22 protein-coding genes are annotated in these 24,470 nt (G+C 74.6%); 7 read left to right on the top strand and 15 right to left on the bottom strand.

The window, feature by feature from the left end:
- Positions 1-368 precede the first annotated feature (368 nt).
- The 4 genes from GBN72_RS02500 to GBN72_RS02485 are packed head-to-tail and all read right to left on the bottom strand — an operon-like array spanning position 369 to position 5,399.
- Positions 369-1,529, bottom strand: coding sequence for an XdhC family protein (locus GBN72_RS02500; protein ID WP_151769960.1), 1,161 nt, complete (start codon positions 1,527-1,529; stop codon positions 369-371).
- Positions 1,530-1,570: 41 nt separating this feature from the next.
- A complete protein-coding gene (pucD, locus tag GBN72_RS02495) occupies positions 1,571-4,024 on the bottom strand; it encodes a xanthine dehydrogenase subunit D (RefSeq protein ID WP_151769959.1) in 2,454 nt (817 codons plus the stop codon).
- On the bottom strand, positions 4,021-4,509 hold the full coding sequence (locus GBN72_RS02490) for a (2Fe-2S)-binding protein (RefSeq protein WP_151770887.1): 489 nt from the start codon (positions 4,507-4,509) through the stop codon (positions 4,021-4,023). Before GBN72_RS02490 ends, pucD begins: the two co-directional genes overlap by 4 nt.
- A complete protein-coding gene (locus GBN72_RS02485; protein WP_151769958.1) occupies positions 4,509-5,399 on the bottom strand; it encodes an FAD binding domain-containing protein in 891 nt (296 codons plus the stop codon). Before GBN72_RS02485 ends, GBN72_RS02490 begins: the two co-directional genes overlap by 1 nt.
- Positions 5,400-5,662: 263 nt before the next feature.
- Here GBN72_RS02485 and GBN72_RS02480 point away from each other — a divergent pair, with 263 nt between their 5' ends.
- From GBN72_RS02480 to GBN72_RS02470, 3 genes are all read left to right on the top strand, one after another.
- Positions 5,663-7,402 carry a PucR family transcriptional regulator gene (locus tag GBN72_RS02480; RefSeq protein WP_151769957.1) on the top strand — a complete coding sequence of 580 codons (1,740 nt, stop codon included), beginning with the start codon at positions 5,663-5,665 and terminating at the stop codon, positions 7,400-7,402.
- A gap of 158 nt (positions 7,403-7,560) precedes the next feature.
- Positions 7,561-8,361 carry a hypothetical protein gene (locus tag GBN72_RS02475; protein ID WP_151770886.1) on the top strand — a complete coding sequence of 267 codons (801 nt, stop codon included), beginning with the start codon at positions 7,561-7,563 and terminating at the stop codon, positions 8,359-8,361.
- Between the two features lie 175 nt (positions 8,362-8,536).
- Positions 8,537-9,211 carry a Type 1 glutamine amidotransferase-like domain-containing protein gene (locus GBN72_RS02470; RefSeq protein WP_151769956.1) on the top strand — a complete coding sequence of 225 codons (675 nt, stop codon included), beginning with the start codon at positions 8,537-8,539 and terminating at the stop codon, positions 9,209-9,211.
- A 39-nt stretch (positions 9,212-9,250) separates the two neighbouring features.
- On the opposite strand, the gene GBN72_RS02465 is transcribed toward GBN72_RS02470, so the two are convergent.
- Positions 9,251-10,030, bottom strand: coding sequence for a GntR family transcriptional regulator (locus tag GBN72_RS02465; protein WP_151769955.1), 780 nt, complete (start codon positions 10,028-10,030; stop codon positions 9,251-9,253).
- 203 nt (positions 10,031-10,233) lie between these two features.
- On the opposite strand from GBN72_RS02465, the gene GBN72_RS02460 reads away from it, so the two are divergent.
- Together GBN72_RS02460 and GBN72_RS02455 are read left to right on the top strand one after the other, a co-directional pair.
- Positions 10,234-11,082 (top strand): (2Fe-2S)-binding protein, encoded by an 849-nt coding sequence (locus GBN72_RS02460; protein ID WP_151769954.1) that lies wholly within the window; start codon positions 10,234-10,236, stop codon positions 11,080-11,082.
- Positions 11,083-11,330: 248 nt separating this feature from the next.
- Positions 11,331-12,323: a DUF2637 domain-containing protein gene (locus tag GBN72_RS02455; RefSeq protein WP_151769953.1), complete on the top strand. Its 993-nt coding sequence runs from the start codon at positions 11,331-11,333 to the stop codon at positions 12,321-12,323.
- Between the two features lie 39 nt (positions 12,324-12,362).
- Here GBN72_RS02455 and GBN72_RS02450 read toward each other — a convergent pair whose 3' ends face one another.
- The 3 genes from GBN72_RS02450 to GBN72_RS02440 all read right to left on the bottom strand — a co-directional run bounded on the left by GBN72_RS02450 (position 12,363) and on the right by GBN72_RS02440 (position 15,844).
- On the bottom strand, positions 12,363-12,911 hold the full coding sequence (locus tag GBN72_RS02450) for an ATP-binding protein (RefSeq protein WP_151769952.1): 549 nt from the start codon (positions 12,909-12,911) through the stop codon (positions 12,363-12,365).
- A 124-nt stretch (positions 12,912-13,035) separates the two neighbouring features.
- The gene (locus tag GBN72_RS02445; RefSeq protein ID WP_151770885.1) at positions 13,036-14,778 is read right to left on the bottom strand and encodes a pyruvate dehydrogenase; all 1,743 of its coding nucleotides are present in this window, start codon (positions 14,776-14,778) and stop codon (positions 13,036-13,038) included.
- Positions 14,779-14,869: 91 nt separating this feature from the next.
- On the bottom strand, positions 14,870-15,844 hold the full coding sequence (locus GBN72_RS02440; protein ID WP_246212214.1) for a protein phosphatase 2C domain-containing protein: 975 nt from the start codon (positions 15,842-15,844) through the stop codon (positions 14,870-14,872).
- Between the two features lie 1,983 nt (positions 15,845-17,827).
- Between GBN72_RS02440 and GBN72_RS02435 the strand changes: the two genes are divergently transcribed.
- Positions 17,828-18,322 (top strand): DUF456 domain-containing protein, encoded by a 495-nt coding sequence (locus GBN72_RS02435; RefSeq protein ID WP_151769951.1) that lies wholly within the window; start codon positions 17,828-17,830, stop codon positions 18,320-18,322.
- A 10-nt stretch (positions 18,323-18,332) separates the two neighbouring features.
- On the opposite strand, the gene GBN72_RS02430 is transcribed toward GBN72_RS02435, so the two are convergent.
- Both GBN72_RS02430 and rsgA read right to left on the bottom strand, forming a co-directional pair.
- A complete protein-coding gene (locus tag GBN72_RS02430) occupies positions 18,333-19,550 on the bottom strand; it encodes an SGNH/GDSL hydrolase family protein (protein WP_151769950.1) in 1,218 nt (405 codons plus the stop codon).
- A 234-nt stretch (positions 19,551-19,784) separates the two neighbouring features.
- Positions 19,785-20,888, bottom strand: a complete 1,104-nt coding sequence (gene rsgA / locus GBN72_RS02425) for a ribosome small subunit-dependent GTPase A (protein ID WP_151769949.1) — start codon at positions 20,886-20,888, stop codon at positions 19,785-19,787.
- Between the two features lie 344 nt (positions 20,889-21,232).
- Between rsgA and GBN72_RS36150 the strand changes: the two genes are divergently transcribed.
- Positions 21,233-21,511 carry a hypothetical protein gene (locus tag GBN72_RS36150; protein WP_218042008.1) on the top strand — a complete coding sequence of 93 codons (279 nt, stop codon included), beginning with the start codon at positions 21,233-21,235 and terminating at the stop codon, positions 21,509-21,511.
- A 26-nt stretch (positions 21,512-21,537) separates the two neighbouring features.
- Here the strand turns inward: GBN72_RS36150 and GBN72_RS33945 are convergent, their stop codons facing one another.
- From GBN72_RS33945 to GBN72_RS02400, 5 genes are all read right to left on the bottom strand, one after another.
- Positions 21,538-21,681 carry a hypothetical protein gene (locus tag GBN72_RS33945; protein WP_164540325.1) on the bottom strand — a complete coding sequence of 48 codons (144 nt, stop codon included), beginning with the start codon at positions 21,679-21,681 and terminating at the stop codon, positions 21,538-21,540.
- A gap of 244 nt (positions 21,682-21,925) precedes the next feature.
- Positions 21,926-22,126, bottom strand: a complete 201-nt coding sequence (locus GBN72_RS02415) for a hypothetical protein (RefSeq protein WP_151769948.1) — start codon at positions 22,124-22,126, stop codon at positions 21,926-21,928.
- On the bottom strand, positions 22,126-22,884 hold the full coding sequence (locus GBN72_RS02410) for an SRPBCC family protein (RefSeq protein ID WP_151769947.1): 759 nt from the start codon (positions 22,882-22,884) through the stop codon (positions 22,126-22,128). The genes GBN72_RS02415 and GBN72_RS02410 overlap by 1 nt, the downstream gene beginning before the upstream one ends.
- A gap of 111 nt (positions 22,885-22,995) precedes the next feature.
- Positions 22,996-24,243: a cytochrome P450 gene (locus GBN72_RS02405; protein ID WP_151769946.1), complete on the bottom strand. Its 1,248-nt coding sequence runs from the start codon at positions 24,241-24,243 to the stop codon at positions 22,996-22,998.
- A 9-nt stretch (positions 24,244-24,252) separates the two neighbouring features.
- Positions 24,253-24,468 carry an MbtH family protein gene (locus GBN72_RS02400; RefSeq protein ID WP_151769945.1) on the bottom strand — a complete coding sequence of 72 codons (216 nt, stop codon included), beginning with the start codon at positions 24,466-24,468 and terminating at the stop codon, positions 24,253-24,255.
- Positions 24,469-24,470: the final 2 nt, after the last annotated feature.

Raw genomic sequence — 24,470 nt, 5'->3', positions numbered from 1 at the left:
ACCAGCCGCCGGTACGGCGTACGAGCCGCGGACCGGCCAGTTCCGCCAGCAGGTCGAGCTCGCCGGGGGTGAAGTAGCGGAAGGTGACGCGCACGTGGCGCATGCGGCCGTCGTCGAGGACCGCGTAGTCGGAGGTGCAGTGCTGGCGGGTGGGGTGCAGGGTGCGGGTGCGGAGCACGAAGCTGCGATCAACCGGACGACGGCCAGGCCCTCGTCCGCCGGAGGGCCCGCGCGGCAGTCGGCGGCGATCACTTCGCGTCCGGTGTGCGCGGCGGGCAGAGCGACCGGGTCCGGGTCCCGGGCGGGCCGGCGGGCCGGGACGGCGGCGAGGGGGTCGCGGAGGGCGGTGGCAGGCCCTGCCCAGCGCGTCAGCGCGTCCTGGGAGTGGAGCGGTGGATCGGGAGGGCCGCGCCCGTGAGGGGGACGCCCGTGCCGCCGCGGCGGGCGGCGACGATCTCCGCGGCGATGGACAGCGCCGTCTCCTCCGGGGTACGCGCGCCGAGGTCGAGGCCGATCGGGGACCGCAGGCGGGCCAGCGCCCCCTCCGGCACCCCCTCCTCCCGGAGACGGGCCAGCCGGTCGAGGTGGGTGCGGCGCGAGCCCATCGCGCCGACGTACGTGACGTCCAGTTCCAGCGCCCTCGTCAGCAGCGGGACGTCGAACTTGGGGTCGTGGGTGAGGACGCACAGCACCGTGCGGGCGTCCACGGTGGTGTTCTCCAGGTAGCGGTGGGGCCACTCGACGACCACCTCGTCCGCCTCCGGGAAGCGGCGCTCCGTCGCGAAGACGGCACGCGCGTCGCAGACCGTGACGTGGAAGCCGAGGAACCCGCCGACCCGTGCCAGGGCCGCCGCGAAGTCGACGGCGCCGAAGACGATCATCCGCGGCGGCGGCGCGGACGTCTCCACGAGCAACGAGAGCGGCGCTCCGCAACGAGAGCCCTGCTCACCGATCTCGACGACGGCCCCGTTGCGTCCCGCGTCCAGCAGCGCCCCGGCCTCCGCGGCGACCGTCCGGTCCAGTTCGGGCCCGCGGCAGAACCCGCCGGACACCTCGCCTCCGGGGCCCTCGCCGTCAGGCTCTTCACCGCCGGACCGGATCAGCAGGGCCCGGCCCAGCAGTTCCTCCGGGCCCTCCACGATCCGCGCCACCGCGGCCGGCTCGCGCCGTACCGCCGCCGCGACGGCGGCCGCGTACACCTCCCGTACCGGGTCGCCCCCACGCACCGGCACCACCAGCACCTCGACGGTCCCGCCGCAGGTCAGCCCTACCGCGATCCCGTCGGCGTCGGCGTACCCGAAGCTCTCGCGCACCGTCCGGCCGTCCTCGAGCGCCCGCAGGCACAGGTCGTGGACCGCGCCCTCGACGCACCCGCCGGAGACCGAGCCGACCGCCTCGCCGTCCCTGTCGACGGCCAGCGCGGCCCCCGGCATGCGGGGCGCGCTGCCGCCGACGGCGACCACGGTGGCGACGGCGAAGTCCCGGCCCTCGCCGATCCATCCGTGCAGCTCGTGCGCGATGTCCAGCATGGCCGCGCTCCTTTCCGCCGTGGTTCTCCCTCGGGGGACCCTTACCCACCCGTGAGGTGTTCAGGACGCACCGGCGTCCGCCGCAGGTCCAGCCCGGTCGCCGCCCGGACCGCGGCGAGGATCGCCGGCGTCGAGGAGAGGGTGGGGGCCTCGCCCACTCCGCGCAGTCCGTAGGGCGCGTTGTCGTCGGCGAGTTCCAGCACCTCCACCGGCATCGGCGGGGTGTCGAGGATGGTGGGGATCAGGTAGTCGGTGAAGGAGGGGTTGCGGACCAGTCCCGTGGTGCGGTCCACCACGATCTCCTCCATCAGCGCCACCCCCAGCCCCTGGGTGCTGCCGCCCTGGATCTGCCCGACCACGGCCAGCGGGTTCACCGCCTTGCCGACATCCTGGGCGCAGGCCAGTTCCACCACCTTGACCAGGCCGAGTTCGACGTCCACGTCGACCACCGCCCGGTGGGCGGCGAAGGAGTACTGGACGTGACCGTCGCCCTGCCCGGTGACCCGGTCGAAGGGCTCGGTGGGCCGGTGGCGCCACTCGGTCTCCACCTCGACGGCCTCGTCGCCGAGGATCTCGGCCAGCCCGGCCAGCACCGTGCCGTCCCCGGCGACCACCTTGCCGCCCTCCAGCCGGAGCCCCTCCGAGGACCAGCCCGGCTGCGCGGCGCCGAACCGGGCGCGCCCGAGCTCCAGCACCCGCTCGCGCACCAGCTCGCAGGCCCGTTTGACGGCTCCGCCCGTGACGTAGGTCTGCCGGGAGGCGGAGGTGGAACCGGCGCTGCCCACCCGGGTGTCGGCGGGCCGGACGGTGACCCCGGTGACGCCCAGTTCGGTGCGGGCGATCTGGGCGTGCACGGTGACGCCGCCCTGCCCGACCTCCGCCATGGCGGTGTGCACCGAGGCCACCGCCTCGCCTCCGGCGGCCTCCAGCCGCACCCGGGCCGTGGAGTAGTCGTCGAAGCCTTCCGAGAAGCCGACGTTCTTGATGCCGACCGCGTACCCGACCCCGCGCACCACGCCCTCCCCGTGGCTGGTGTTGGAGAGCCCGCCGGGCAGCGCCCGCACGTCGACCCCGCCCCCGCCGCTCTCCCAGGGCCGCTCCGCGGGCAGCGGCAGCTCCCGTACCCGGTGCAGCAGTTCGGCGACCGGCGCGGGCGAGTCGACGACCTGCCCGGTGGGCATCACCGAGCCCTGCGACATGGCGTTGAGCCGGCGGAAGTCGACGCGGTCCATGCCGACCGCGTCGGCCAGCCGGTCCATCTGCGCCTCGTAGGCGAAGCATGCCTGCACGGCGCCGAAGCCGCGCATCGCGCCGCAGGGCGGGTTGTTGGTGTAGAGGGCGAGCGCCTCCACCTCCACCGCGTCGACCTCGTAGGGGCCCACGCTCAGCGAGGCCGCGTTGCCGACCACGGCCGGGGAGGAGGAGGCGTAGGCGCCGCCGTCGAGCACGATCCGGGCGCGGACGTGGGTGAGCCGGCCGTCCTTGGTGGCGCCGTGCTCGTAGACCAGCCTGGCCGGGTGGCGGTGCACATGGCCGAAGAAGGACTCGTACCGGTTGTAGACCATCTTCACCGGCCGCCCCGTGCGCAGCGCGAGCAGGCAGGCGTGGATCTGCATGGACAGGTCCTCGCGCCCGCCGAACGCACCGCCGACGCCGGCCAGGGTCATCCGGACCTTCTCCTCGGGCAGGCCGAGGACGGGCGCGATCTGCCGGCGGTCGGCGTGCAGCCACTGGGTGGCGACGTAGAGGTCCACCCCGCCGTCCTCGGCGGGGACCGCCATTCCGGACTCGGTGCCGAGGAACGCCTGGTCCTGCATGCCGAACTCGTACTCGCCGCGGACCACGAAGTCCGCGCGCGCGGCCGCCCGTTCGACGTCGCCGCGGACGATCGGCTGGCGGTGCACGACGTTGGGGTGCGGGACGTGCGGAGCGTGGTGGTCGGTGCGGTCCTCGTGCAGCACGGTCGCGTCGGGCGCGGTGGCGCTCTTCTCGTCGGTGAGCACGGGGAGTTCGCGGTACTCGACCTTGATCTTCTCCGCGGCGCGCCGGGCGATCTCCGGGTGGTCGGCGGCGACGGCGGCGATCGGTTCACCGTGGTGGCGGATCCGGCGGTGGGCGAGGACGGGGGTGTCCTGGATCTCCAGGCCGTAGTGCCGGACCTCGGCCGGCAGGTCGTCGTAGGTGAGCACGGCGTGCACACCCGGCGTGGCCAGTGCTTCGGACACGTCGACGGAGAGGATCTCGGCGTGCGCGGTGGTGGAGCGCAACAGGTGGCCCCACAGCATGTGTTCGTGCCACAGGTCCGAGGAGTAGGCGAACTCTCCGGTGACCTTGAGGACGCCGTCGGGGCGCGGCACCGACTCCCCCACGCCGCCGACGTTCCCGGCGCGCTGGGTGAACCGGGTGGGCAGTCCGAGCACGGCGGCGCGGCGCGCCGCCTCCGACCGGACGCCGGGGATGACGGACGGGACGTGCCCCTCGGTGAGGTCGGTCATGCCCGGTCCCCTTCCGGCTCGGCGGAGCGCCGGGCGGCGGCCAGGCGGACCGCGTCCATGATCTTCTCGTAGCCGGTGCAGCGGCACAGGTTGCCCGAGAGCGCCTCCCTGATGTCGGCGTCGGCGGGCTTCGGCTCGCGGTCCAGGAGTTCGTCGGCGGCGACCAGCAGGCCGGGCGTGCAGAACCCGCACTGGACGGCCCCGGCGTCGATGAACGCCTTCTGCACGGCGGACAGTTCGCCCTCCGGCGCCAGCCCCTCCACGGTGACCACCTCGCGCCCCTCGGCCTGTCCGGCGGCGACCAGGCAGGCGCAGACCGGCACGCCGTCCAGGCGTACCGTGCAGGATCCGCACTCGCCCTGTTCGCAGGCGTTCTTGGAGCCGGGCAGTCCCATCCGCTCGCGCAGCACGTACAGCAGCGACTCGCCCTCCCAGACGTCGTCGGCCTCCCGTGGACGGCCGTTGACCGTCAGCCGGACACGCATCATGCGGCTCCCTCCGTGACGCGGGCGCTCCCGCGGTGTTCCTGCCAGGCCCAGCCCAGGGTGCGGCGGGCCAGCACGCCCACCGCGCGGCGGCGGTAGGCGGCGGTGCCCCGTACGTCGTCGATCGGCGAGCAGGCGGCGGAGCAGAGGTCGGCGAACCGCCGCGCCGCCGACGGCGGTGGCGGGCGCCCGGTGTCCCAGCACCGTTCCTCCTCCAGCACGCCGGTCAGGAACTCCTCCGCCTCCCGGGCGCGCACGGGTGTGGGCGCGGCGGAGCCGATGCCGGTGCGGACCGTGCGGCTCTCCGGGTGCAGGGCCAGGCCGAAGGCGCAGACCGCGATCACCATGGCGTTGCGGGTGCCCACCTTGGCGAACTGCTGGGGTCCGCCGGCCCGCCGGACGCGGACCGCGCGGATCAGTTCGTCGGGCGCGAGGGCGTTGCGCTTGGGCCCCAGGTAGAAGTCGTCGATCGGGATCAGGCGGGTGCCGCGCGTGGAGACCGCCTCCACCTCCGCGCCGGAGGCGAGCAGCGCCGGGTGGGCGTCGCCGGCCGGGGAGGCGGTGCCGAGGTTGCCGCCGACGCCGCCGCGGTTGCGGATCTGCGGGGAGGCCACGGTGTGCGCGGCCAGCGCCAGGCCGGGAAGTTCGGACCGCAGCGCTTCCATGATCCGCGTGTAGGGCACGGAGGCGCCCAGCCGCACGGCGGGGCCGTCGCTCTCCCACTCCCCGAGCTCGGTGATCCGCCCGAGGTCGAGCAGCCGTTCCGGGCGGCGGTGGCCGAAGTTGAGCTCGACCATCACGTCGGTGCCGCCCGCGAGGGGCACCGCGTCGGGATGCTCGGCCTTGACGGCGAGCGCCTCCTCCCAGCTGGCCGGTCGTAGGAATTCCATGCCTGGCCGTCCTCCCGGAAACCGCGGTCTACGCGCGTGGCGCGAAGGGGTGGTCCGATACGTGTAGACGCTCGGAGCGTCCAGTACACCGCCCTGTCACCCGGCCGGGTCAGTCGCCGAAAACACGAAGGAATTCGCTGGCCACACCTTCCATCTTGTAGATTCGTATGAAAGGGAGAGGTGCTCGCCCCCGATGTTTCCGTACGGGAACACAGCACCCCCGAAGACTCCACGACCTCGAGACCTGAACGGCGGCGACTGGAATGCGGCTCCGCGCACTGCTGGACACCCCCGGGCTCGGCCTGCGGCTGCTCGGCGGCGAGGACGAGCTGGACCGCGCGGTGCGCGGCGTGATGACGACCGACCTCAAGGACCCCAGCCGCTACCTCACCGGCGGTGAGCTGGTCCTGACCGGTCTCCTCTGGCGCCACGGGCCCGCCGACTCGGAGCGGTTCGTGCGCATCCTCACCGATGCCCAGGTGGCCGCCCTGGGGGCCGGCGAGGCGGAGCTGGCGGGCATCCCCGACGACCTGGTCGAGGCCTGTGCCCGGCACCGGCTCCCGCTGTTCGCGGTGGACGAGTCCGTTGCGTTCGCGAGCATCACCGAGCACGTGGTGCGCCAGGTGTCCGGCGAGCGGGCCGGGGACCTGGCCGCGGTGGTGGACCGGCACCGCAGGATGATGACGGCCGGTCCCACCGGTGGCGGCCCGGACGTGGTCCTGGAACTGCTCGGCTCGGACCTGGATCTGCGGGCCTGGGTCCTCTCGCCCGCCGGCCGTCCGGTCGCCGGCCCCGAGGGCGCCGGCCCCGACCTCCCGCCCGAGGTCCGCACCCGGCTGGCCGCCGAGCACCTGGCCGCCGCGCGCGCGGGCCGCCGCGCACCCCACCGGGTGACGGCCGGCGGGACGACGTACTCGCTCTTCCCGGTCCGCGCCGCGTCCCGCGCGGAGCGCCCCGGCCAGGCCCCGCGCGAGCGCCGGGGGACCCCTGCGGCGGGCCCGGTCCTGTCCGACTGGCTGCTGGCCGTCGAGGCCGACGCCGCCGACTGGCCCGAGGCGCGACTGGACCTGGTACACGGCGTCACCCAGTTGGTGGCGGTGGAGCGGGAGCGCCGGGACGCCGGGCGCACCGTGCGGCGGCGGCTGGCGCATGAGCTGCTGGAGCTGATCCAGGCGGGCGCGGCCCCCGGCGAGATCGCCGCCCGGCTGCGGGTCGCCGCACCGGTGCTGCTGCCCGGCCTGGAGACCGCCCCCGACTGGCAGGTGGTGGTGGCCCGCGTCGAGTGGCAGGGGGCCGAGGACCGCGCCGAGGGCGGACGGCTCGCCCAGGCACTGCTGGAGGAGCTGCTCGTCGACCCGTCGGCGGAGGGTCCCGAGCCCTCCGACCGGCTGGCCGTGGCGCACTCCGGCGAGGAGGCCGTCGCCCTGGTGCCGCTGCCCGCGGGCGGCGAGGACGCCGCCCGCGCGGGCTCCGCGGACGACGCCGGCGCCCCGGAGCGCCGCTCCGCGGGGCTGTCCGCCGAGTCGCTGCTGGCCGCCGTGCGGGAGCCGCTGGCCGCGGGGCTCGGCGACGAGGGGCGGGTCACCCTGGGCGTGAGCGCCGCCGTGCACTCCGCCGAGGGGTTGCGCGGGGCGCTGGAGGAGGCCCGGCACGCCCGCCGGGTCGCCGCCGCCCGCCCGGGCGCCGTCTGCGCCGCCGGGCACCAGGAGCTGGCCTCGCACGTGCTGCTGCTGCCGTTCGTCCCCGACGACGTGCGCCGCGCCTTCACCGCCCGGCTGCTGGACCCGCTGCGGGAGTACGACGGGCGTCACCGCGCCGAGCTGATCCCCACCCTGGAGGCCTTCCTGGAGGCCGACGGCTCGTGGACGCGCTGCGCCGCCCGGCTCCACCTGCACGTCAACACGCTGCGGTACCGGGTGGGCCGCATCGAGCAGTTGACGGGGCGTGACCTCTCGCGCCTGGAGGACAAGCTCGACTTCTTCCTCGCCCTGCGGATGAGCTGACCCAGGCGGATCGTTTCTTGCCACGCACGGGGTCCGGCCACTTTGTGAAATGTTTCACCCGACCTCTTGGCCGGAACATCTGAATCGTGCTGAGATTCCGCCACCACCACATCCGGCTCGATGGCGTGCTCGGGGAGGGCAACGTGGCGTACACCGCCATGTCCGGTACCGCAACGACCACAGCGACGACCGCAGGCGAGGAGTCCGTCCATGCAGCCGTATGGCGTCTGCGGTCCCGGGCGTGCTGGGCCGACGCCGCCGCCCTGCTCCCCCGCGACACCCCCGACGACGCCCTGCACCGGGCCGCGCTGCTCGTGGAGCGCTGTCTGTACACCGAGGAGGGCTGGGAGGACGCCGAGGACGAGCTGCGCAACGCGGAGGCGATGGCCGGCACCGGCGAGGAGCGGGGCGGGGCGGCCTGCGAGCGCGGCTACCTCGCCTACACGGCCACCCTGCACGGCGTGCGCGACCGCGCGGACGAGGCGCGCTCCGCGCTCGGCCGGGCCGCGGCGCTGATCCCGCCCGGGACGCCGCGGCGGGCCCTGCTGGACTTCCGCCGCGGTCTGGTCGCCCAGAACCTCTCCCTGGCCCCGCAGGCGGCCCGGGCCGCCTACCGCAGGGCGCACGCCGGGGCCACCGCCCATCCCGACCCGCTGCTGCTCTCCTTCACCTGGCGGCACCTGGCCGCCCTCGCCCTCCAGGACGGCGACGTCGCCGAGGCGCGGCACGGCTTCGCCGAGTCGCTGCGGCTGCGGGTGGAGCTGGGCTACCTGGTGGGCACGGCCCCCGCGCTGCTCTCCCTCGCCGACACGGAGCCGGAGCCCAAGGCCCGCCGCCTGCGCGCCGAGGCGCGACGGCTGCACCGGCTGCTGGGGGGCGTGCCGACCTGGCTGTCCCGCCATCTGGAGCAGGACGGCGCGGACCCCTCCGACGAGCCCGCCACGGTGGACGGCGCCTAGGGTCCGGCGGCTCACGGCCCGTGTGACGGCGGCCGGGCGCCGCCGGAGCACCGGCGGAAGCGACGGCCCGTACGGCTCGGGCGACGGAACCGGACGGCCCGCACGACGCGGGCGACGGAACCGGACGGCCCGCACGACGCGGGACGACGACATCGTTCAGGCAGGAAAGGGCGGCATGCGGCTCCTCCTCACATCGGCCGGCATACAGAACCCGAGCATCCACGACGCGCTGCTCGACCTCCTCGGCAAACCGGTCGCCGAGTGCGACGCCCTCTGCGTCCCCACCGCCGCGTACGGTCACCCGCAGGTCACCCCCGCCGCGGCCTGGCGCTTCATCAGCGGCCGCGAGCAGACGCCCATGTGCGAGCTGGGCTGGAGGTCGGTGGGGGTCCTGGAGCTCACCGCGCTGCCCAGCATCGGCCGGGACCGCTGGGTCCCCTGGGTCGAGGAGGCGGACGTCCTGCTGGTGGGCGGCGGCGACGCGCTGTACCTGTGCCACTGGATGCGGCAGTCGGGACTGGCGGACCTCCTGCCGTCGCTGCGCGACAAGGTCTGGGTGGGGCTGAGCGCCGGGAGCATGGTGATGACGCCCCGCATCGGGGAGTACTTCGTCGAGTGGGAGCCGCCGGAGGGCGGCGACGCCACGCTGGGGGTCGTCGGCTTCTCGCTCTTCCCGCACCTGGACCACGAGGCGCTGCCGTGGAACACCACGGCCCACGCCGAGCGGTGGGCGGCCGGGATCGGGGTCCCCTCGTACGCGATCGACGACCGGACCGCCGTGAAGGTGACCGACGAGGGCGTCGAGGTCGTCTCCGAGGGGCACTGGAGGGCGTTCACCCCTCCGTCCTGACCGCCGGCGGCCCGCACGGCCGCCCCGCGCCGCGGACCGCTACAGCTCCGCGCTCGCGAAGTGCTCGCGCACCAGCCGCCGGACCGCGTCCAGGTCCCGCTCCGCCAGGGCGTCCAGCAGCGCGCCGTGCTCGGCCGCGTCGGCGACCAGCTCGCCGTGCCCGCGCGTCCCCGCCCCGGTCTGCCCGGGGGCCGGGGGCCACTGCGAGCGCCGGTGCAGGTCCTCCGCGATCCGCACCAGCTCCGCGTTGCCCGCGAGGGACAGCAGGGCGCGGTGGAAGGCCCGGTCCGCCTCGGCGTAGGTGGCCGGGCAGCCCGTGGAGGCGGCCAGCACGGTCCGTTCGGCCAGCGGGCGCAGCTCGGCCCACCGTTCGGCGGGCACCGTGCGGGCGAGCCGCAGCACCACCGGCACCTCGATCAGGGCCCGCACCTCGGCCAGCTCGGCCAGTGCCCGCGCGCCTCGCTCGACGACCCGGAAACCCCGGTTGAGGACCACCTCGACGGCGCCCTCCAGCGCCAGCTGCTGCATCGCCTCACGCACCGGCGTCGCCGACACCCCGAACCGCTGCCCCAGCACCGGCGCCGAGTACACCTCGCCGGGCGTCAGCTCCCCGGAGACCAGGGCCGCCCGCAGCGCCCGCAGCACCTGCTCGCGCACGGAGGACCGCCTGACCGCGGGCCGGGCCCGCGGCTCCCGCGGTGCGGGCAGCGGCGCAGCGGCCGTCGCCCCGTGGGTGTGGTCCCCGCGCGCCGGGGTCGCGCCAGCGCCGCTCGGCGACGCCGACGCGTCCGCCCGCTCACGCGGACGTGCCTGTTCCACGGGGACCTCCTGGCCAAGGCTTCGGTTGCCGGGTTCCGAGGTTCGGGGCCCGGGGTCCGGGGCCGGATTCCGGTTCCGCTCCGGTTCCGTTCGGACTCCAGCACGATAAGCGCAGGACCTCGGTGTTCCCACCCCCGGCAACTATGAGTAAGGTAAGGCTTACCTGTCATCGCCTCCGCAGCTCACGGGAACGGGAGTCCGTCGTGCCCCTTGCCACCTCGGTCTTTCAGGACGCCTACGACCGTCTCACCGAGGCCTACTCCGGCCTGATCGTGACGGAAGTCGCGCCCGGCGAGCCGCTGCCCTGCGAGCGGTCGGACGCCGAGCCCGGCTGGACGTCCGCCGCCCGCTTCGCCGAGGAGGGCCCCGAGATCGCGGAGCTGGTAGCCCGGGACGAGGCGATGGTCGAGGGCTACTACGGCCGGCGGCCCCGTCCGGACGTGGGCGCCACCCTCGCCCTGCACCGGTACGCCTGGCCGGTCTGTCTCCTGTTCACCGCCCCCGCCTTCCTGGCCCGCCGGGTGCCGCGGCTCACCGTGGACGACGTGGCCGTCCACCACCCGTCCGGCCGGATCGCCGTGCGTCCGCGTGCGTTCGCCTGCCTGCCGGACGACCCCGCCGCCGCGCTGCCCGGTGCCCGGGTGGTGCCGGACGAGGACGCCCTGCGCGCCGAGGTGCGGGCGGCGGCGGCCGAGCACATGGGGCCGGTGCTGGGCGTCTTCGGGCCGCGTATGCGCCGCCGCGGCCGCTCGCTGTGGGGGATGGTGACCGACGAGCTGGTCGAGGGCCTCTGGTACATCGGCAACCTGCTGGGCGAGGAGCGGCGGGCGATGGAGGAGCTGGGCCGGATGCTGCCCGGGGCGACCCTCCCGCTGCCCGGCGCCGCCGGTTTCCGGGAGCTGCCCGGCCCGGCCGGCGAAGCGCTGACCACCCGCGACCGGGTCACCTGCTGCCTGGTCTACACGCTGACCGACAACAACACCTGCGTCACCTGCCCGCGCACCTGCGACACGGACCGGGTCGCCAAGCTGACGGCGGCGCAGGCAGCCTGACATCTGATCGGATCTACGCCCGTCCACCGTCAGGCGGCCTCCCGCCACACCACCCCTGAGGGCGATTTCCCTTCGAACTCCCCTCGCATCCCTAGGGCGCGCGTTCGAGAATGAGGGCGCGAACCCGCCCCTCCGCACCACTCCCTCGGTTCCTCTTGTCCGGAAACCCCGTGCGGGCCACGCCGGTTGGGTCAACATGGCCGCCAGCTACGCCCTTCCCACGCAGGCCCGACGCAAGGGACAACCGGATGAGATTGACCGACGTTTCGCTGGACTGGCTGCTTCCGGGCGCCGTACTGCTCCTCGGCGTGCTGGCGGCGGTGGCGGTGCTCGCGCGCGGCCGGAAGGCGTCGGCGGCGGGCTCGGCCTCCTCGGACGACACCTGGGAGCGCAGCGAGGAACGCCGGCGGCGCAAGGAGGCCGTCTACGGGACCGCGTCGTACCTGCTGTTGTTCTGCTGTGCGGCGGTGGCCGCCGCGCTCTCCTTCCACGGCCTGGTCGGCTTCGGCCGCCAGAACCTCGGCCTGGCCGGCGGCTGGGAGTACCTGGTGCCGTTCGGCCTGGACGGGGCGGCGATGTTCTGCTCGGTGCTCGCGGTGCGCGAGGCGAGCCACGGCGACGCCGCCCTGGGGTCCCGGATGCTGGTGTGGCTGTTCGCGGGCGCGGCCGCCTGGTTCAACTGGGTGCACGCCCCGCGCGGGCTGGGCCACGCGGGCGCCCCGCAGTTCTTCGCCGGGATGTCGCTCTCCGCCGCGATCCTCTTCGACCGCGCCCTGAAGCAGACCCGCCGTGCCGCCCTGCGCGAACAGGGCCTGATCCCGCGGCCGTTGCCCCAGATCCGGGCGGTGCGGTGGCTGCGCGCGCCGCGCGAGACCTACCGCGCCTGGTCGCTGATGCTGCTGGAGGGCGTGCGGAGCCTGGACGAGGCGGTGGAGGAGGTCCGTGAGGACAGCCGGATGCGGGAGCAGACCAGGCGGCGCCGTCGTGAGCAGAAGCGGGTGGAGCGGGCCCACCTGAAGGCGGTCAGCCGTGGGCACGCCCCCGCCGCCCTGCCGGAGCGGTCGGCGCCCCAGGTGGAACTCGAGCGCGCCGACGGCGCCGGCCCGGCCGCGGCGGAGCCCGAACAACTGCCGCTGCGCAGCCGTCCGTCGCTCCCGGCGCCCGAGGAGGACACCATGGCGCTGCGGCAGTTGGACACGCTGGAACGCAAACTGAAGGACTTGGAGCAGCAGTTCGGCTGATCCTCCACCGCGCGCGGGGCCCGCTCGGCCCGCCTCCGGTCAGCGGGCCCGGGCCGTCCCGCCGTGCGCCAGCTCGAACCACACCGACTTGCCGAGGGCGTGGCCGCGCACTCCCCAGGTGTCGGCAAGGGTGGCCACCAGGAGCAGGCCTCTGCCGCAGGTGGCGTCCTCGTCGGCCTCCTGGCCCACCGGGAGCCGCCGGGGGCGCACGAAGTCCCGCACCTCCACCCGCAGCCGCCGCCGGTCGACCTTCACCTTGAGCACCGCGCCGCGGCCCGTGTGCACCAGTGCGTTGGTGACCAGTTCGGTGGTGAGCAGTTCCGCCGTCTCCAGTACGTCGCCGTCCTGCGGCCAGCCCGGCGCGTCGCACCGCACCAGCTCCCGTAGCGCTCGCCGCGCCCGGGGCACGGCGCCCAGGTCGGCCCTGCGCAGCCGTTGCCGCAGTCGCGGCCGCCGTATTCGGAGGCGGGGCCGGGGGGCCGGGACGCCGCCCGTCTCCCGTACCGCCGGTCGCACGACTGGTCCGGTGGACGGCTCCGCCGCGTCGGCGACGGCGGAGCTGCCCGCCTGTGGTGCCTGCCTCTTCATGACCCCCCGTTCGCGCCCGTTCGCGCACTTCGTTCTCGAACACGCTCACGGGAATGCATGCCCGCGTCCGGAACGCGGCACTCATCCCGATCCGGCGGGCGGCGGGGAACGGCCCGTCGCCGCGTCAGGGGCGGGGGACGTTGCGCAGGTTGGAGCGCGCCATCTGCAGCATCCTTCCCACACCGCCGTCCAGCACCACCTTGGAGGCCGAGAGCGCGAACCCGGTCACCATCTCCTTCTTGATCTTCGGCGGGATGGACAGCGCGTTCGGGTCGGTCACCACGTCGACGAGCGCGGGCCCCTTGTGCCGGAAGGCGGCCTTCAGGGCGCCCGCGAGGTCCTTCGGCTTCTCCACCCGCGCCCCGAAGGCGCCGCACGCCTCGGCGACGGCGGCGAAGTCCGGGTTGGTGTTGGCGGTGCCGTGCGAGGGCAGGCCGGCGACCAACATCTCCAGCTCGACCATCCCGAGCGAGGAGTTGTTGAACAGCACCACCTTCACGGGCAGGTCGTACTGCACCAGGGTGAGGAACTCGCCCATCAGCATGGCGAATCCGCCGTCCCCGGACATCGAGACGACCTGCCGTTTGCGGTCGGTGAACTGCGCCCCGATCGCCATCGGCAGCGCGTTGGCCATCGAGCCGTGGGAGAACGAACCGATCACCCGGCGCCGCCCGTTGGGGGTGATGTAGCGCGCGGCCCACACGTTGCACATGCCGGTGTCGACCGTGAACACGGCGTCTTCGTCGGCGAGTTCGTCGAGCACGGAGGCCACGTACTCGGGGTGGATCGGTACGTGCTTGTCCACCTTGCGGGTGTAGGCGCTGACCACTCCCTCCAGCGCGTCCGCGTGCTTCTTCAGCATCTTGTCGAGGAACTTGCGGTTCTTCTTCGGTTTCACCCTGGGGATCAGGCACCGCAGGGTCTCCTTGACGTCGCCCCACACCGCCAGGTCCAGCCGGGAGCGGCGGCCGAGGCGTTCGGGGCGGACGTCGATCTGGGCGATCGGCACGTCGTCGGGGAGGAAGGCGTTGTAGGGGAAGTCGGTGCCCAGCAGGATCAGCAGGTCGCACTCGTGGGTGGCCTCGTAGGCGGCGCCGTAGCCGAGCAGGCCGCTCATGCCCACGTCGTACGGGTTGTCGTACTGGATCCACTCCTTGCCGCGCAGCGCGTGCCCGACCGGCGACTTGAGCAGTTCGGCGAGCCGCATGACCTCGCCGTGCGCGTCCTTGCAGCCGGCGCCGCAGAACAGGGTGACCTTGTCCGCCTTGTCGATCAGCTCGACCAGCGCGTCGAGTTCGGTGTCGCCGGGGCGGACCGACGGCCGGGAAGTGACCAGGGCGGTGTCGTACGCGCCCTCGGGCGCGGGCTGGTCGGCGATGTCGCCGGGCAGGGTGACGACGCTGACGCCGGAGCGGCCCACCGCGTTCTGGACGGCGGTGTTCAGCAGGCGCGGCATCTGCGCCGGGCTGGAGATCATCTCGCTGTAGTGGCTGCAGTCGCGGAACAGCCGGTCCGGGTGGGTCTCCTGGAAGAAGCCGAGCCCGATCTCCGAGGAGGGGATGTGCGAGGCGAGGGCCAGTACCGGGGCCATGGACCGGTGGGCGTCGTACAGCCCGTTGATCAGGTGCAGGTTGCCGGGACCGCAGGAGCCGGCGCAGGCGGCCAGCTGCCCGGTGATCTGCGCCTCGGCGCCCGCGGCGAAGGCGGCGGCCTCCTCGTGGCGCACGTGCACCCAGTCGATGCCCTTGTGGCGGCGGACGGCGTCCACCACGGGGTTGAGGCTGTCCCCGACCACCCCGTACATGCGCCGCACGCCCGCGCGGGTGAGGATGTCGACGAACTGCTCAGCGACGTTCTGCTTGGCCATGGTGAGGCGTGCCCTTCGCTGCGTGCTCACGATCCGTGTCCGGACCGCTCGTGTCCCCGTTCTGGGGACCATCAATCCACGCGGCCCGGGATCACGCCTCCCAGACGGCCACCGCCGTACGGTCGTCGGCGTAACCCTTCACCCGCACCTGCACGTCCGCCAGGAAGCCGGCGAGTCCGGGCGGCTCGGGCGCGGCCCACCGCCGTGCCAGGTGGGTGAGGAGCGCGGGCTCGTCCTCCATCGGTTCGGCCAGGCCGGCCGCGGACATCAGCAGCCGGTCCCCCGGCCGGGCGACACAGGTGCGGAACCGGAACGGCGCGCGGGGCGGTTCGGGCGCCGGTTCGTAGGGGCTCGGAGGGGTGGCTATGCCGAGGTCGAGGGTGAGCTCGCCGGGCTTCGCCCCGGGCCCGGCGGGGCGGGGTTCGAGGTCCTGCCAGTCGCCGTCGCGCAGCCGGTGCAGGCCGCCCTCGCCGACGCCGAAGAACACCCGGGTGCGGCATTCGGGGTCGGCGGGCAGCAGCAGGCAGCGCAGCGACGCCTCGCCCCCGCCGGGCTCGCGGCCCTCACCGGCGGCGGCGCGGAGACGGCCGAGGCTGCGGTCGGTGAGCCGTTGCAGGCCCGCCCGGAGGTCGGCGCGGCGCCCTTCGCGGATGTCCTCGGCGAGCCGGGCGGCGCTGCGGCCGACGGCCTGGCCGATCCAGCGGCAGGCCGTGGCGGCGGCCCGCTGCCCCTCGGGGGTGGCGCGGGCGCCCGTGGCCACGGCCACCAGGACGAGCGCGCGGTCGCCCACCCCGAACCGGGCGGTCAGCAGCGCGTCGCGCCGGACCTCGCCCCGGTAGCGGGCGGAGTCCCCGCGCACGGACGCGGCCCGCAGGGTCAGCGCGCCGTGCCGCGCGCCGTCCAGGACGGTGTCCGGCACCAGGTCCTCCAGGGCCCCGGGGTCCGCCATGGGCAGCGAGGTCGGCTCGGGCTCGTAGCTCGGCGGCTCCTCCCCCACGTACGCCAACGCCCCGGCCCGCCCTTCGCCCTCGTCCCCGGCACCGGTGCCGGCGAGGTCCAGCGTCACGCGGTCGGGGGGTGGCCCACCGGCCCCCTCGGGCCGTGCCTGCGGCGGCACCCCCCGGTCCCCGGAGGCGCCGGCGCCTCCGGGGGCTCCCGCGGCGTCGCCCGCGCCGGACGTGCCCGCGACAGGCGTGCCCGCGACGGCGCCGGTGCCGGGACCGGCCGCCCGCGCGGGGCTGTCGGCGGGTCCGGTTCCGCTCCGCACGCCACGGGGCGCCCCGGGAACTCCGGCCGCCCGGTCGCCGCCTCGGCCCCCGCCACCGGACGCGGCCCCGCCGTCCCCGACGCCCACACCGCCGGCGCCCCACGACGCCCCACCCGGGCCGCCCCCGCCCCGCGCACCACCGGGCGCCCCGGGCCTGCCACCCGCACCGGCACCGTCCGCCGGATCTCCGGGGTCACGATCACCAGGACCCGTGCTCGTCGGGTAGCCGCTCGAGGCGCCCGCACCGCCGACCGGGTCGGCATCGGCGTCGGCCCCGATGCCGTCGGCCGGGCCGGACCCACTCCCGTAGCCGCCGGGCACTCCCGGCCTGCCACCCGTACCAGCGCCGTCCGCCGGATCTCGGGGGGCACGGTCGCCTGGTGTTCCGCCGTCGTCGGCACCGGGGCCCGGGCGCGAGGTGTAGCTGTTCGGTGCGACCGCGCCGCCGGACCCGGGGCGGCCGGCCAGGCCGGACGCGCTCCCGTTGCCGCCGGGCCCCCTGTCACCGCTCCCGGTCCCGGTCCCGGTCTCGGTCCCGGTCCCGGTCCCGCTCCCGCTCCCGCTCCCGCGAGGACGGTCCGCCGGACCGGCGCCCCGGACGGTGCCCGCACCGGTGCCGAACCACCCGGCCGCACCGGACGTCCAGCGATCGCCTCCCTCCCGGGCGCCGGACGCGGCGTCGTCGGCACGCGGCCCCGTCGCAGGTCCCGGCCACGCGTCCGGACCGCCCTGCTCGGCACCGCCGCCGGCGCCGGCCCGGGGACCGCCCTCCTCGGTCCCGCGTCCCCCCGTGCCACCCCGGTGGTCGCCGTCCCTCATGTAGCCGGGCACCCTCGGTCCCGGCGCGCCCCCACCGCCCGGCGGCCCCGGCCTCCGGTCCTCTCCCTGCGCGGCCCCCAGCGACCGTCCTGTGCCCCGGCCGTCCGGCTCGGCTCCGTCCCCGGCCCCGTCGGGAGCGCCGTCCGTGGCGGCGTCGGACCGCCGCGCCCGGTCGCCCGGCCCGGCCCCGCCGCCCTCCGCCCCGGCGGCCGGGCGGTCGGCATCACCTGCGCCGGCCCACCACGGGGCCGTGGCGCGCGGCCCCACGCCCTCCTTCCGCGGCGGCACGGGTCCGCCTTCCGCACCCTCCTCCCACTCGGCCGGTCCCGCCGCGTCCGCGAGGCCCGGCCGGCGCTCCGGCGGTCCACCGTCGGCCGAAGGGCCCACCCGGTCGGACGGTCCGGTGTTCCCCGGGGCGTCCACCACCCGGTCGGCCGGTCCGGGCCCCCGCACGGAACGCGGCCCGCCGCCCGGCCCCGCCGCAGACCGGTCCCCCGGCGCCTCCCAGGCCACCCCGGCCGGTGGGGCGGAGGGCGCCTCGGACCCGGGCTCGGGCCGCGGCGCGGGAACGCTCCGGCCGACCACCGGGGCACCGTCCTCCGCGCCCGCACCGGCACCCGCACCCGCACCCACCGTCCCCGCCACCGAGGCGAACCGGTCGTCGAGGGAGTCCGGAGCCGCCGTCGGCCCCGTGTCACCGGCGGCATCGTCGTACAACTGGCCCCACCAGTCGTCCTCGGACCCGCCCTCGTCCCGGCGGCCGGTGGGCGTCTCCCCCTGTTGGCTCATGCCCCTAATCATCGACCGCGCCAGGCGTCTGAAACCGCGCATCCGGCATGCGGGCGGGACAGCGCGCCTGGAACACATTCTCGGACGACAACCCGAACAACAATCCGAAGTCACCGCAAACCCACGGCCGCGCCATACCCCGCACACACCGCCCGCTTCCGGCACCCTGGAGGAATGGGAGCGTGGGAACTCCTGCTGGCCGGGGCGGTCATCCTGCTCGGCACCTGCGGAGTCTTGGCGCCCGGGGTCCCCGGGTCCTGGCTCGTGTGGGCCGGTGTGCTGTGGTGGGCGCTCAACGAACCGCGGCCCACCGCCTGGGCGGTGCTGGTGGGCGCCACCCTCCTGCTCCTGCTGGCCCAGCTGCTGCGCGCCCAGCTCGCGCACCGGCAGGGCTCCCGGACCACCGCCGTCGGCCGCCGGTCCGACCTGCGCGGCTACGCGGGCGCCGGCGCGTTCCTCGGCTTCTTCCTGCTGCCGGTCGTCGGCGCCGTACCCGGCTTCCTCGGCGGTCTCTACCTGCACGAACGGGTGCGCGAACGCCGCCGCCCCCGCGAGGCGAGGGCGGCGGTCCGGAACCTGATGCGGTCCGGGGGCACAGTGCTGCTCGTGGAACTCTACGCAGCGCTCCTGGTCCTCGGCGCCTGGCTCCTCACAGTCCTCACAAGCTGAACATCAAGCCTTAACCCCGCAGCGCCTTCAGATCGACCGCCCGTGCCAGCGCCTTCATCCCCGCGTCGTTGAAGTGCAGGTGGTCGCCGGGATCGTAGGCGGGCCGGATCCGGTCCGGCCGCCGCGGATCACGCACCGCCGCGTCGAAGTCCACCACCGCGTCGAACGGCGCGTCCTCGCGGAGGTAGCGGTTGACCTGCTGGCGCAGCGCCTCACGCCCCGGGGTGTAGGCGAGATGCCCCCGGTAGGGCGTGAGCGTCGCGCCGACGACCCTGATCCCCTTCGCGTGCGCCCGCTCGGCGATCGTCCGGTACGCCCTGCGGAACGCCTTGATCCCCTCCCTGCCCGCCGCGTCGGTCATCACGTCGTTGATGCCCTCCAGCACGATCACCGTCCGCACGCCGCTGCGCCGCAGGACGTCGGCGTCGAAACGGTGGAGCGCGCTCGGCCCGGACCGGTCGTTGAGGATCCGGTTGCCGGAGATCCCGGTGTTCAGCACTCCGAGGCGGTGCCGCGGGGGCAGCGCGGCGAGCCGGTCGGCCAGCCGGTCCGGCCAGCGGCTGTTGCTGTCGGGCGTCGTCCCCACGCCGTCGGTGAGGCTGTCACCCAGCGCCACCACGCTCCCGGCCGCCCGCGCGGTGCGGACGTCCACGCCCGTCACGTAGTACCAGGACCGGACGGTCGAGGTGTAGGCCCCGCCGTGGACGTCCGCGGCACGGTCGGTGCCGTAGGCGACGAAGTTGGTCTGCTTGGCGATCCGGTGATACGTCGCCGGCCCGTCGTCGAAGGGCGTGTACACCGACACCAGGAGGTTGGAGTCACCCGGCACCTGGAGCCGCACCGGATCGCTGACGATCTCCTTGCCGGCCGGCACCACCGCCGTGGGTCTGCCGCGGAAGAGCACCTGACGCATGGTGCCCGGCACCGCGTCCGGCCGGGGGAAGTAGCCGTGTTCCTGCAGGGCCAGGGTGACCGAGCCGAGGCGGAGCGGACGGATGCCGAGCCGGTTGGAGAGACGGACCCGCGCCGTGCTGCCGCCGACGCTGGTGTGCACCACGTTGCGGATGGACGCGCCGGGCAGCGGAAGCGCGGTGCCGGAGGCCGCGGCCGCCCAGGTGCCGGTCCATTTCTCCTTCTCCCCCCGACGGTCGGGCGTCGCCGCGTGGGCCGGTGCCGTACCCAGCAGAACCAGGAGCAGCGCCACGATGACCCGTACCGCCTTGACCATGTATTCCGTCCTCCGCACTGTTCAGTTGGCCATGCGTCAGGTGAGCCTTGACTAAGCCGACAGTTCCACAACGTAACGCGACCGACACACTCCGTGTCGGTCGCGTCGTCAAGATCCACCCGCAAGAGGGGTGTGACGGAGGTTTAACCCGGCGTCGACGAGGTGGCGGCGGGGCCGTTCGGCCGCGTCGCCCTCGCCCCGCGCCCTTGCCCTGCGCGCGGTGGCCGCACGTGGCTACCGCGCGCGGCCCCGCTTGGCCTCCATCGCGGCCCGCCCCTCGGCCCCGCGGCGCTTCCACTCGCGCCGCATCTCGGCCCTGGCCCGGGCGTCGGTCTTGGCCACGATGTACTGGTTCTCCCGGAGCAGCTTCCGGTAGCTCTCCAGGCGCCGCTCGGGCAGCTCGCCCGAGTCGAGCGCGGCGAGCACCGCGCACCCGGGCTCGGCGACGTGGGCGCAGTCGTGGAACCGGCAGTCGGCGGCCAGTTCCTCGATCTCCGAGAACACCTGCCCGACGCCCCGGCCGGCGTCCCAGAGCCCGACACCGCGCAGCCCCGGCGTGTCGATCAGCACGCCCCCGCCGGGCAGCGCGAACAGGTTGCGGGTGGTCGTGGTGTGCCGGCCCTTGCCGTCGACCTCGCGCGCGGCCTGCACGGTCATCGCCTCCTCGCCGAGGAGCGCGTTGGCCAGCGTCGACTTCCCCGCGCCGGACTGACCCAGCAGCACGGTGGTCCCGCCGGCCACGGTCGCCGCCAGCACGTCGACGCCCTCACCGGTCTCGGCGCTGACCGCCAGCACCTGCACCCCGGGCGCCGTCCCCTCGACGTCGCGCACCAGGTGCCCGAGCGTCACGGGGTCGGGCACCAGGTCGGCCTTGGTGAGCACCACCAGCGGCTGCGCGCCCGACTCCCAGGCCAGGGCCAGGAACCGTTCGATGCGCGCGTACTCCAGCTCCACCGCCAGCGACACGGCGACGACCACGTGGTCCACGTTGGCGGCGAGCACCTGCCCCTCGGACCGCTTGGACGACGTCGACCGCACGAACGCGGTCCGCCGCGGCAGGTACTCCCGCACGTAGCGGGGTTCACCGCCGACCGGGTCCACGGCGGCCCAGTCCCCGGTGCAGACGACCCGCATCGGGTCGTGCGGGGTGACGAACGCGGTGTCCGCGCGCACCACGCCCTCGGAGGTGACCACGTCGCACTGCCCGCGGTCGACCCGGATCACGCGCCCGGGCAGCAGCCCCTGGGCGGCGTACGGGGAGAACGCGGCCTCCCACCCCTCGTCCCAGCCGAAGCGGGCAAGGGAGTGCGACGAAGCCGAAAGAGAAGAGAGATTCAAGGGAAACCCTTCGAAGGGCGGCCCCGGCACCGCGCATCACAGGCGCGGAAGAAGAGAGAAGTGTCAGCCGGAGGCCACGGAGGTGAACGGAACGAACTGCTGGACGCGGGCAAGGCCCATCACAGAGACAGCCATCGGTCACACCTCCCGGAGAATCTCAACTCGCACGAACAGCACTCACCGAGTGCTTCGCGAACACGGCACAGCTTAGAGCCGGCGACGATCGCGCGCCATCGTATTGTTCTCCGGCCCCCACCTGTCGTGGGAAACCGCTCTCAGAGCGTCGCGAGGCCCGGCACCAGCGGGGCCGCGATCTTGACGAGGCCGAGGGGCAGCAGGAGGAGTTGCTCGCGCTCCTGCTCGGAGGTGAGCGCCTGGCCGGCGTCGGCAAGGCGACCCTCTCGCGCCGTTTCGCCACCCGCGACGAGCTGATCAGCGCCGTCTTCGCCGACCGCATGGACGCCTACGCCGCCGCCACCCGCGAAGCCCTCGCCGACCCCGATCCGTGGCGCGGCTTGCCGATCCTGCTCATGGCCAACGCCGGCGTCCTCCACGCCGCGGGCGACGCAGCCCCCGGCGCCCTGTACCGCGCGATGGTCCGCCTCACCCGCGACACGTCCTGACCCGGGCGGGGCGGCCTTCCGGCGCGTCAGCGCTTCTTGGTCTTCTTCCTCTGCACCGGCGTCCAGTCACCTCGATGCAACTGGCAGCGGGCGTAGCCGATCATCGCCGGGTTCTGACACCTCTTACCCGTCTTGGTCCTGGTCGACCCGCACTTGACCTGCTTCCCCATTCCCCCACACCCCTTTGTCCGGCCGAGATTCCCCATCCACAGCACATGCTCGTCGGACTGGGCATCCACTGCTCTCGGTCCAGCCGAGTTCGACCGGTTAACTACCTTTCCTGCCTGAATCATGATCTTCGGGCTCCGCCGTCAGCCGGGCGAGGAAGGTGGGGCGCCCTGTGGTGGGCCTCACGGAACGGTGGCGCTCGGCCGGCCCGGTGTTCGCGGGGGTTCGGGCCGGCCTGGGGGTGGGTTACCGGCGGCGGCGCTGTGTCACCGGGTTGAGCTTGGCGGCGAGCGCCGTGAGGAAGACCGGGAGTTTGTCGACCATGGCCTTGGGGACCGGGGTGGTCTGGACGGTGCCCGTCCTCATGTCCTGGACGACGAGGATGTGGGCGCCGTTCTCCTCGACGAGTTCGGCGGCGAAGAGCAGTGTCTGCGCGGAGGTTTCCATCAGGGCTCCTGGGTGTGGGTGTCGTCGAGCCACGCGGTCCACGCCTTGGTGGCCTGCTGCTCGTCGGTGTCCTCGGCGAACAGGTGGTGACCGAGCCAGATCGGCACGTTCCAGGTGCTGCCGTTGAAGAAGCGGTACAGGGCGTGCGGGCCGCGCAGTCCGACGAAGTCGGCGCTGAGCCAGTCGACGACCACCTCGACGGGGTCACGGTCCGGGCCGGGGGCGAGGAGCGTGAACCGGTCGCCGACGGCCGCGTCGTCGGCGAGGCCGAGGCGTCGGCGCAGGGCCGCGAAATCGGCCGGGTCGGCGGTGGGTCCGGTGCGCCGGGCCGTGACGTAGACGGCGGGGCGGCCGGCGAAGTACCGGAGGTACTCGGCGAGGCCGTGCTGGTAGAGGTCGACGTGCTTCTCGGCCGCGTCCGCCTTGGCGTCCCAGGCCCATGCCTCGTCGACGACGCCCGTGTGGACCCAGTGGATTCCCATCCGCAGGCGGCTCGTCCGGTCGTCCACCGGTTCGATGTGGTAGCTGAGCGTGTTGGAGAACCCGTCCTCCTGGGTGGCCCGGACGGCGAGGTGCCGCGGCGGCTCCCAGTCCACGACGGTGGCGTCGCCCCGGGTCGCCTTCCCGCCGACGCGGGGCTCGATGTCCATCGGGTAGAGCCAGCCCAGGTTGCCGGCGCCGGTGGCCACCGCGTCCCAGACCTGTTGAGGGGTGGCGGGCAGGTCCTGCTCCCGGCGGACCTCGAACTCTCGGGGCATGGTCGGTGCTGCTCCTTCGTCGTCGTTCACGTGCGGTCGGTGCACGGTCGGTCGGTGCACGGTTGGTCGGTGCACGTGCGGTCGGTGCGCGGTCGGTCGGTGGGTGCGCGGTCAGTAGGTGACCGGGAGGGCGGTCAGGCGCCGCTGCAGCGGGTTGGGCCGCCAGTCCGGCGCCGCCCCGTCGGCCGGCCGCAGCCCGGGCAGCCGGCGGACCAGCGTGCCGACGGCCACCTCCGCCTGGAGCTTGGCCAGCGGGCCGCCCAGGCAGAAGTGCGGGCCGTGGCCGAAGCTCAGGTGCCGGTTGCCGGGGCGGGACAGGTCGAGCCGGTCGGGGTCCTCGAAGCGCTCGGGGTCGCGGTTGGTGGCGCCGAGGAACAGGTACACCAACTCGCCCTCCGCCAGCGTCCGTCCGCCGATCTCCACGTCCTGCGCGACGACCCGGACGATCGCCTGGGTCACCGTGTCGTAGCGGGCGAGTTCCTCGACGGCGCCGCGGATCAGGCCCGGGTCGGCGCGCAGCCGGGCCAGCTGGTCCGGGTGGCGCAGCAGGGCCAGCATGCCGTTGCCGATCAGGTGGGTGGTGGTCTCGTCGCCGGCGGTGATCAGGACGAAGCAGGTGGAGAGCAGCTCGGAGTCGGTCAGCCGGTCGTCCTGCGCCTGGGTGGCGACGAGGGCGCTGATCAGGTCGTCGCCCGGTTCCCATCTGCGCTGCCGGATGAGTCCGGACAGGTACTGCTCGTACTGCTCGATCGCCGCCTCGGACTTGTCGATGTCCTCGCCGAGCCGGCCGAAGCGGCGGAACCAGCTGGTGACCCGCGGCCGGTCCTCGTCCGGGATGCCGAAGAGCTCGCAGACGACGGACATCGGCAGCGGGGAGGCGACCGCCTCGATCAGGTCCATGGCCGGTCCCGCCGCGACGGCCTCGTCGACGAGCCGGTCCACGATCCGCCGGACGCCGTCGCGCAGGGCTTCGACGCGACGGGCGGTGAAGGCCTTGTTGGCCAGCTTGCGCAGCCGGGCGTGGTCCGGCGGGTCGGTGTTGGTCATCACCCGGCCGAGTCGCCCGGTGAGGCGGCTGAGGGCCTTGAGGTCGCCGCCGAGCCCGCTGTAGGCGCGGGCCATCCGGTCCCGGTCGTTGGACAGCCGCAGGTCGCCCAGCGCCGCCTCGACGTCGGCGTACCGGGTGAGGTACCAGATGCCCTGGGGGCTCCGGTGGACCGGGTCCTCACGCCGCATGCGGGCGTAGAGGGGGTACGGGTCGCGCCTGGCCTCGGGCGTGAGCAGGGCCGCGGCGAAGTCGTCGGGCAGGCCGGGGCCCGCGGAGCCGCGGGCCCCGGCCAGTGTGCCGGTGGTGGTCATGTCGGCCTGTTACCGCTGGGCGTCCATGGCGTCGGCGAGGCTCCTGGGCCGCATGTCGGTCCAGGCCCGCTCGACGTGCTCCAGGCAGGCGGCATGGGTGTCGGGCCCGTGGGTGACGGTCCAGCCGGCCGGGACGTCCGCGAACTCGGGCCACAGCGAGTGCTGGTTCTCGTCGTTGACGAGGACGAGGAAGGTGCCGTCCTGGTCGTCGAAGGGGTTGGTCATGG

Source organism: Streptomyces abyssomicinicus (assembly GCF_008974245.1).
Lineage (GTDB): Bacteria > Actinomycetota > Actinomycetes > Streptomycetales > Streptomycetaceae > Streptomyces > Streptomyces abyssomicinicus.
Note: the sequence above shows the minus strand (reverse complement) of the source record. Positions and strands in the feature narration are given on the sequence as shown.

Excerpts from the sequence above, each read along its gene's own strand:
- GBN72_RS02500 (WP_151769960.1), bottom strand. The coding sequence starts at position 1,529 with ATGCTGGACATCGCGCACGAGCTGCACGGATGGATCGGCGAGGGCCGG.
- pucD (WP_151769959.1), bottom strand. The coding sequence starts at position 4,024 with ATGACCGACCTCACCGAGGGGCACGTCCCGTCCGTCATCCCCGGCGTC.
- GBN72_RS02490 (WP_151770887.1), bottom strand. The coding sequence starts at position 4,509 with ATGCGTGTCCGGCTGACGGTCAACGGCCGTCCACGGGAGGCCGACGAC.
- GBN72_RS02485 (WP_151769958.1), bottom strand. The coding sequence starts at position 5,399 with ATGGAATTCCTACGACCGGCCAGCTGGGAGGAGGCGCTCGCCGTCAAG.
- GBN72_RS02480 (WP_151769957.1), top strand. The coding sequence starts at position 5,663 with ATGCGGCTCCGCGCACTGCTGGACACCCCCGGGCTCGGCCTGCGGCTG.
- GBN72_RS02475 (WP_151770886.1), top strand. The coding sequence starts at position 7,561 with ATGTCCGGTACCGCAACGACCACAGCGACGACCGCAGGCGAGGAGTCC.
- GBN72_RS02470 (WP_151769956.1), top strand. The coding sequence starts at position 8,537 with ATGCGGCTCCTCCTCACATCGGCCGGCATACAGAACCCGAGCATCCAC.
- GBN72_RS02455 (WP_151769953.1), top strand. The coding sequence starts at position 11,331 with ATGAGATTGACCGACGTTTCGCTGGACTGGCTGCTTCCGGGCGCCGTA.
- GBN72_RS02450 (WP_151769952.1), bottom strand. The coding sequence starts at position 12,911 with ATGAAGAGGCAGGCACCACAGGCGGGCAGCTCCGCCGTCGCCGACGCG.
- GBN72_RS02445 (WP_151770885.1), bottom strand. The coding sequence starts at position 14,778 with ATGGCCAAGCAGAACGTCGCTGAGCAGTTCGTCGACATCCTCACCCGC.
- GBN72_RS02435 (WP_151769951.1), top strand. The coding sequence starts at position 17,828 with ATGGGAGCGTGGGAACTCCTGCTGGCCGGGGCGGTCATCCTGCTCGGC.
- GBN72_RS02430 (WP_151769950.1), bottom strand. The coding sequence starts at position 19,550 with ATGGTCAAGGCGGTACGGGTCATCGTGGCGCTGCTCCTGGTTCTGCTG.
- GBN72_RS33945 (WP_164540325.1), bottom strand. The coding sequence starts at position 21,681 with ATGGGGAAGCAGGTCAAGTGCGGGTCGACCAGGACCAAGACGGGTAAG.
- GBN72_RS02415 (WP_151769948.1), bottom strand. The coding sequence starts at position 22,126 with ATGGAAACCTCCGCGCAGACACTGCTCTTCGCCGCCGAACTCGTCGAG.
- GBN72_RS02410 (WP_151769947.1), bottom strand. The coding sequence starts at position 22,884 with ATGCCCCGAGAGTTCGAGGTCCGCCGGGAGCAGGACCTGCCCGCCACC.
- GBN72_RS02405 (WP_151769946.1), bottom strand. The coding sequence starts at position 24,243 with ATGACCACCACCGGCACACTGGCCGGGGCCCGCGGCTCCGCGGGCCCC.
- GBN72_RS02400 (WP_151769945.1), bottom strand. The coding sequence starts at position 24,468 with ATGACCAACCCCTTCGACGACCAGGACGGCACCTTCCTCGTCCTCGTC.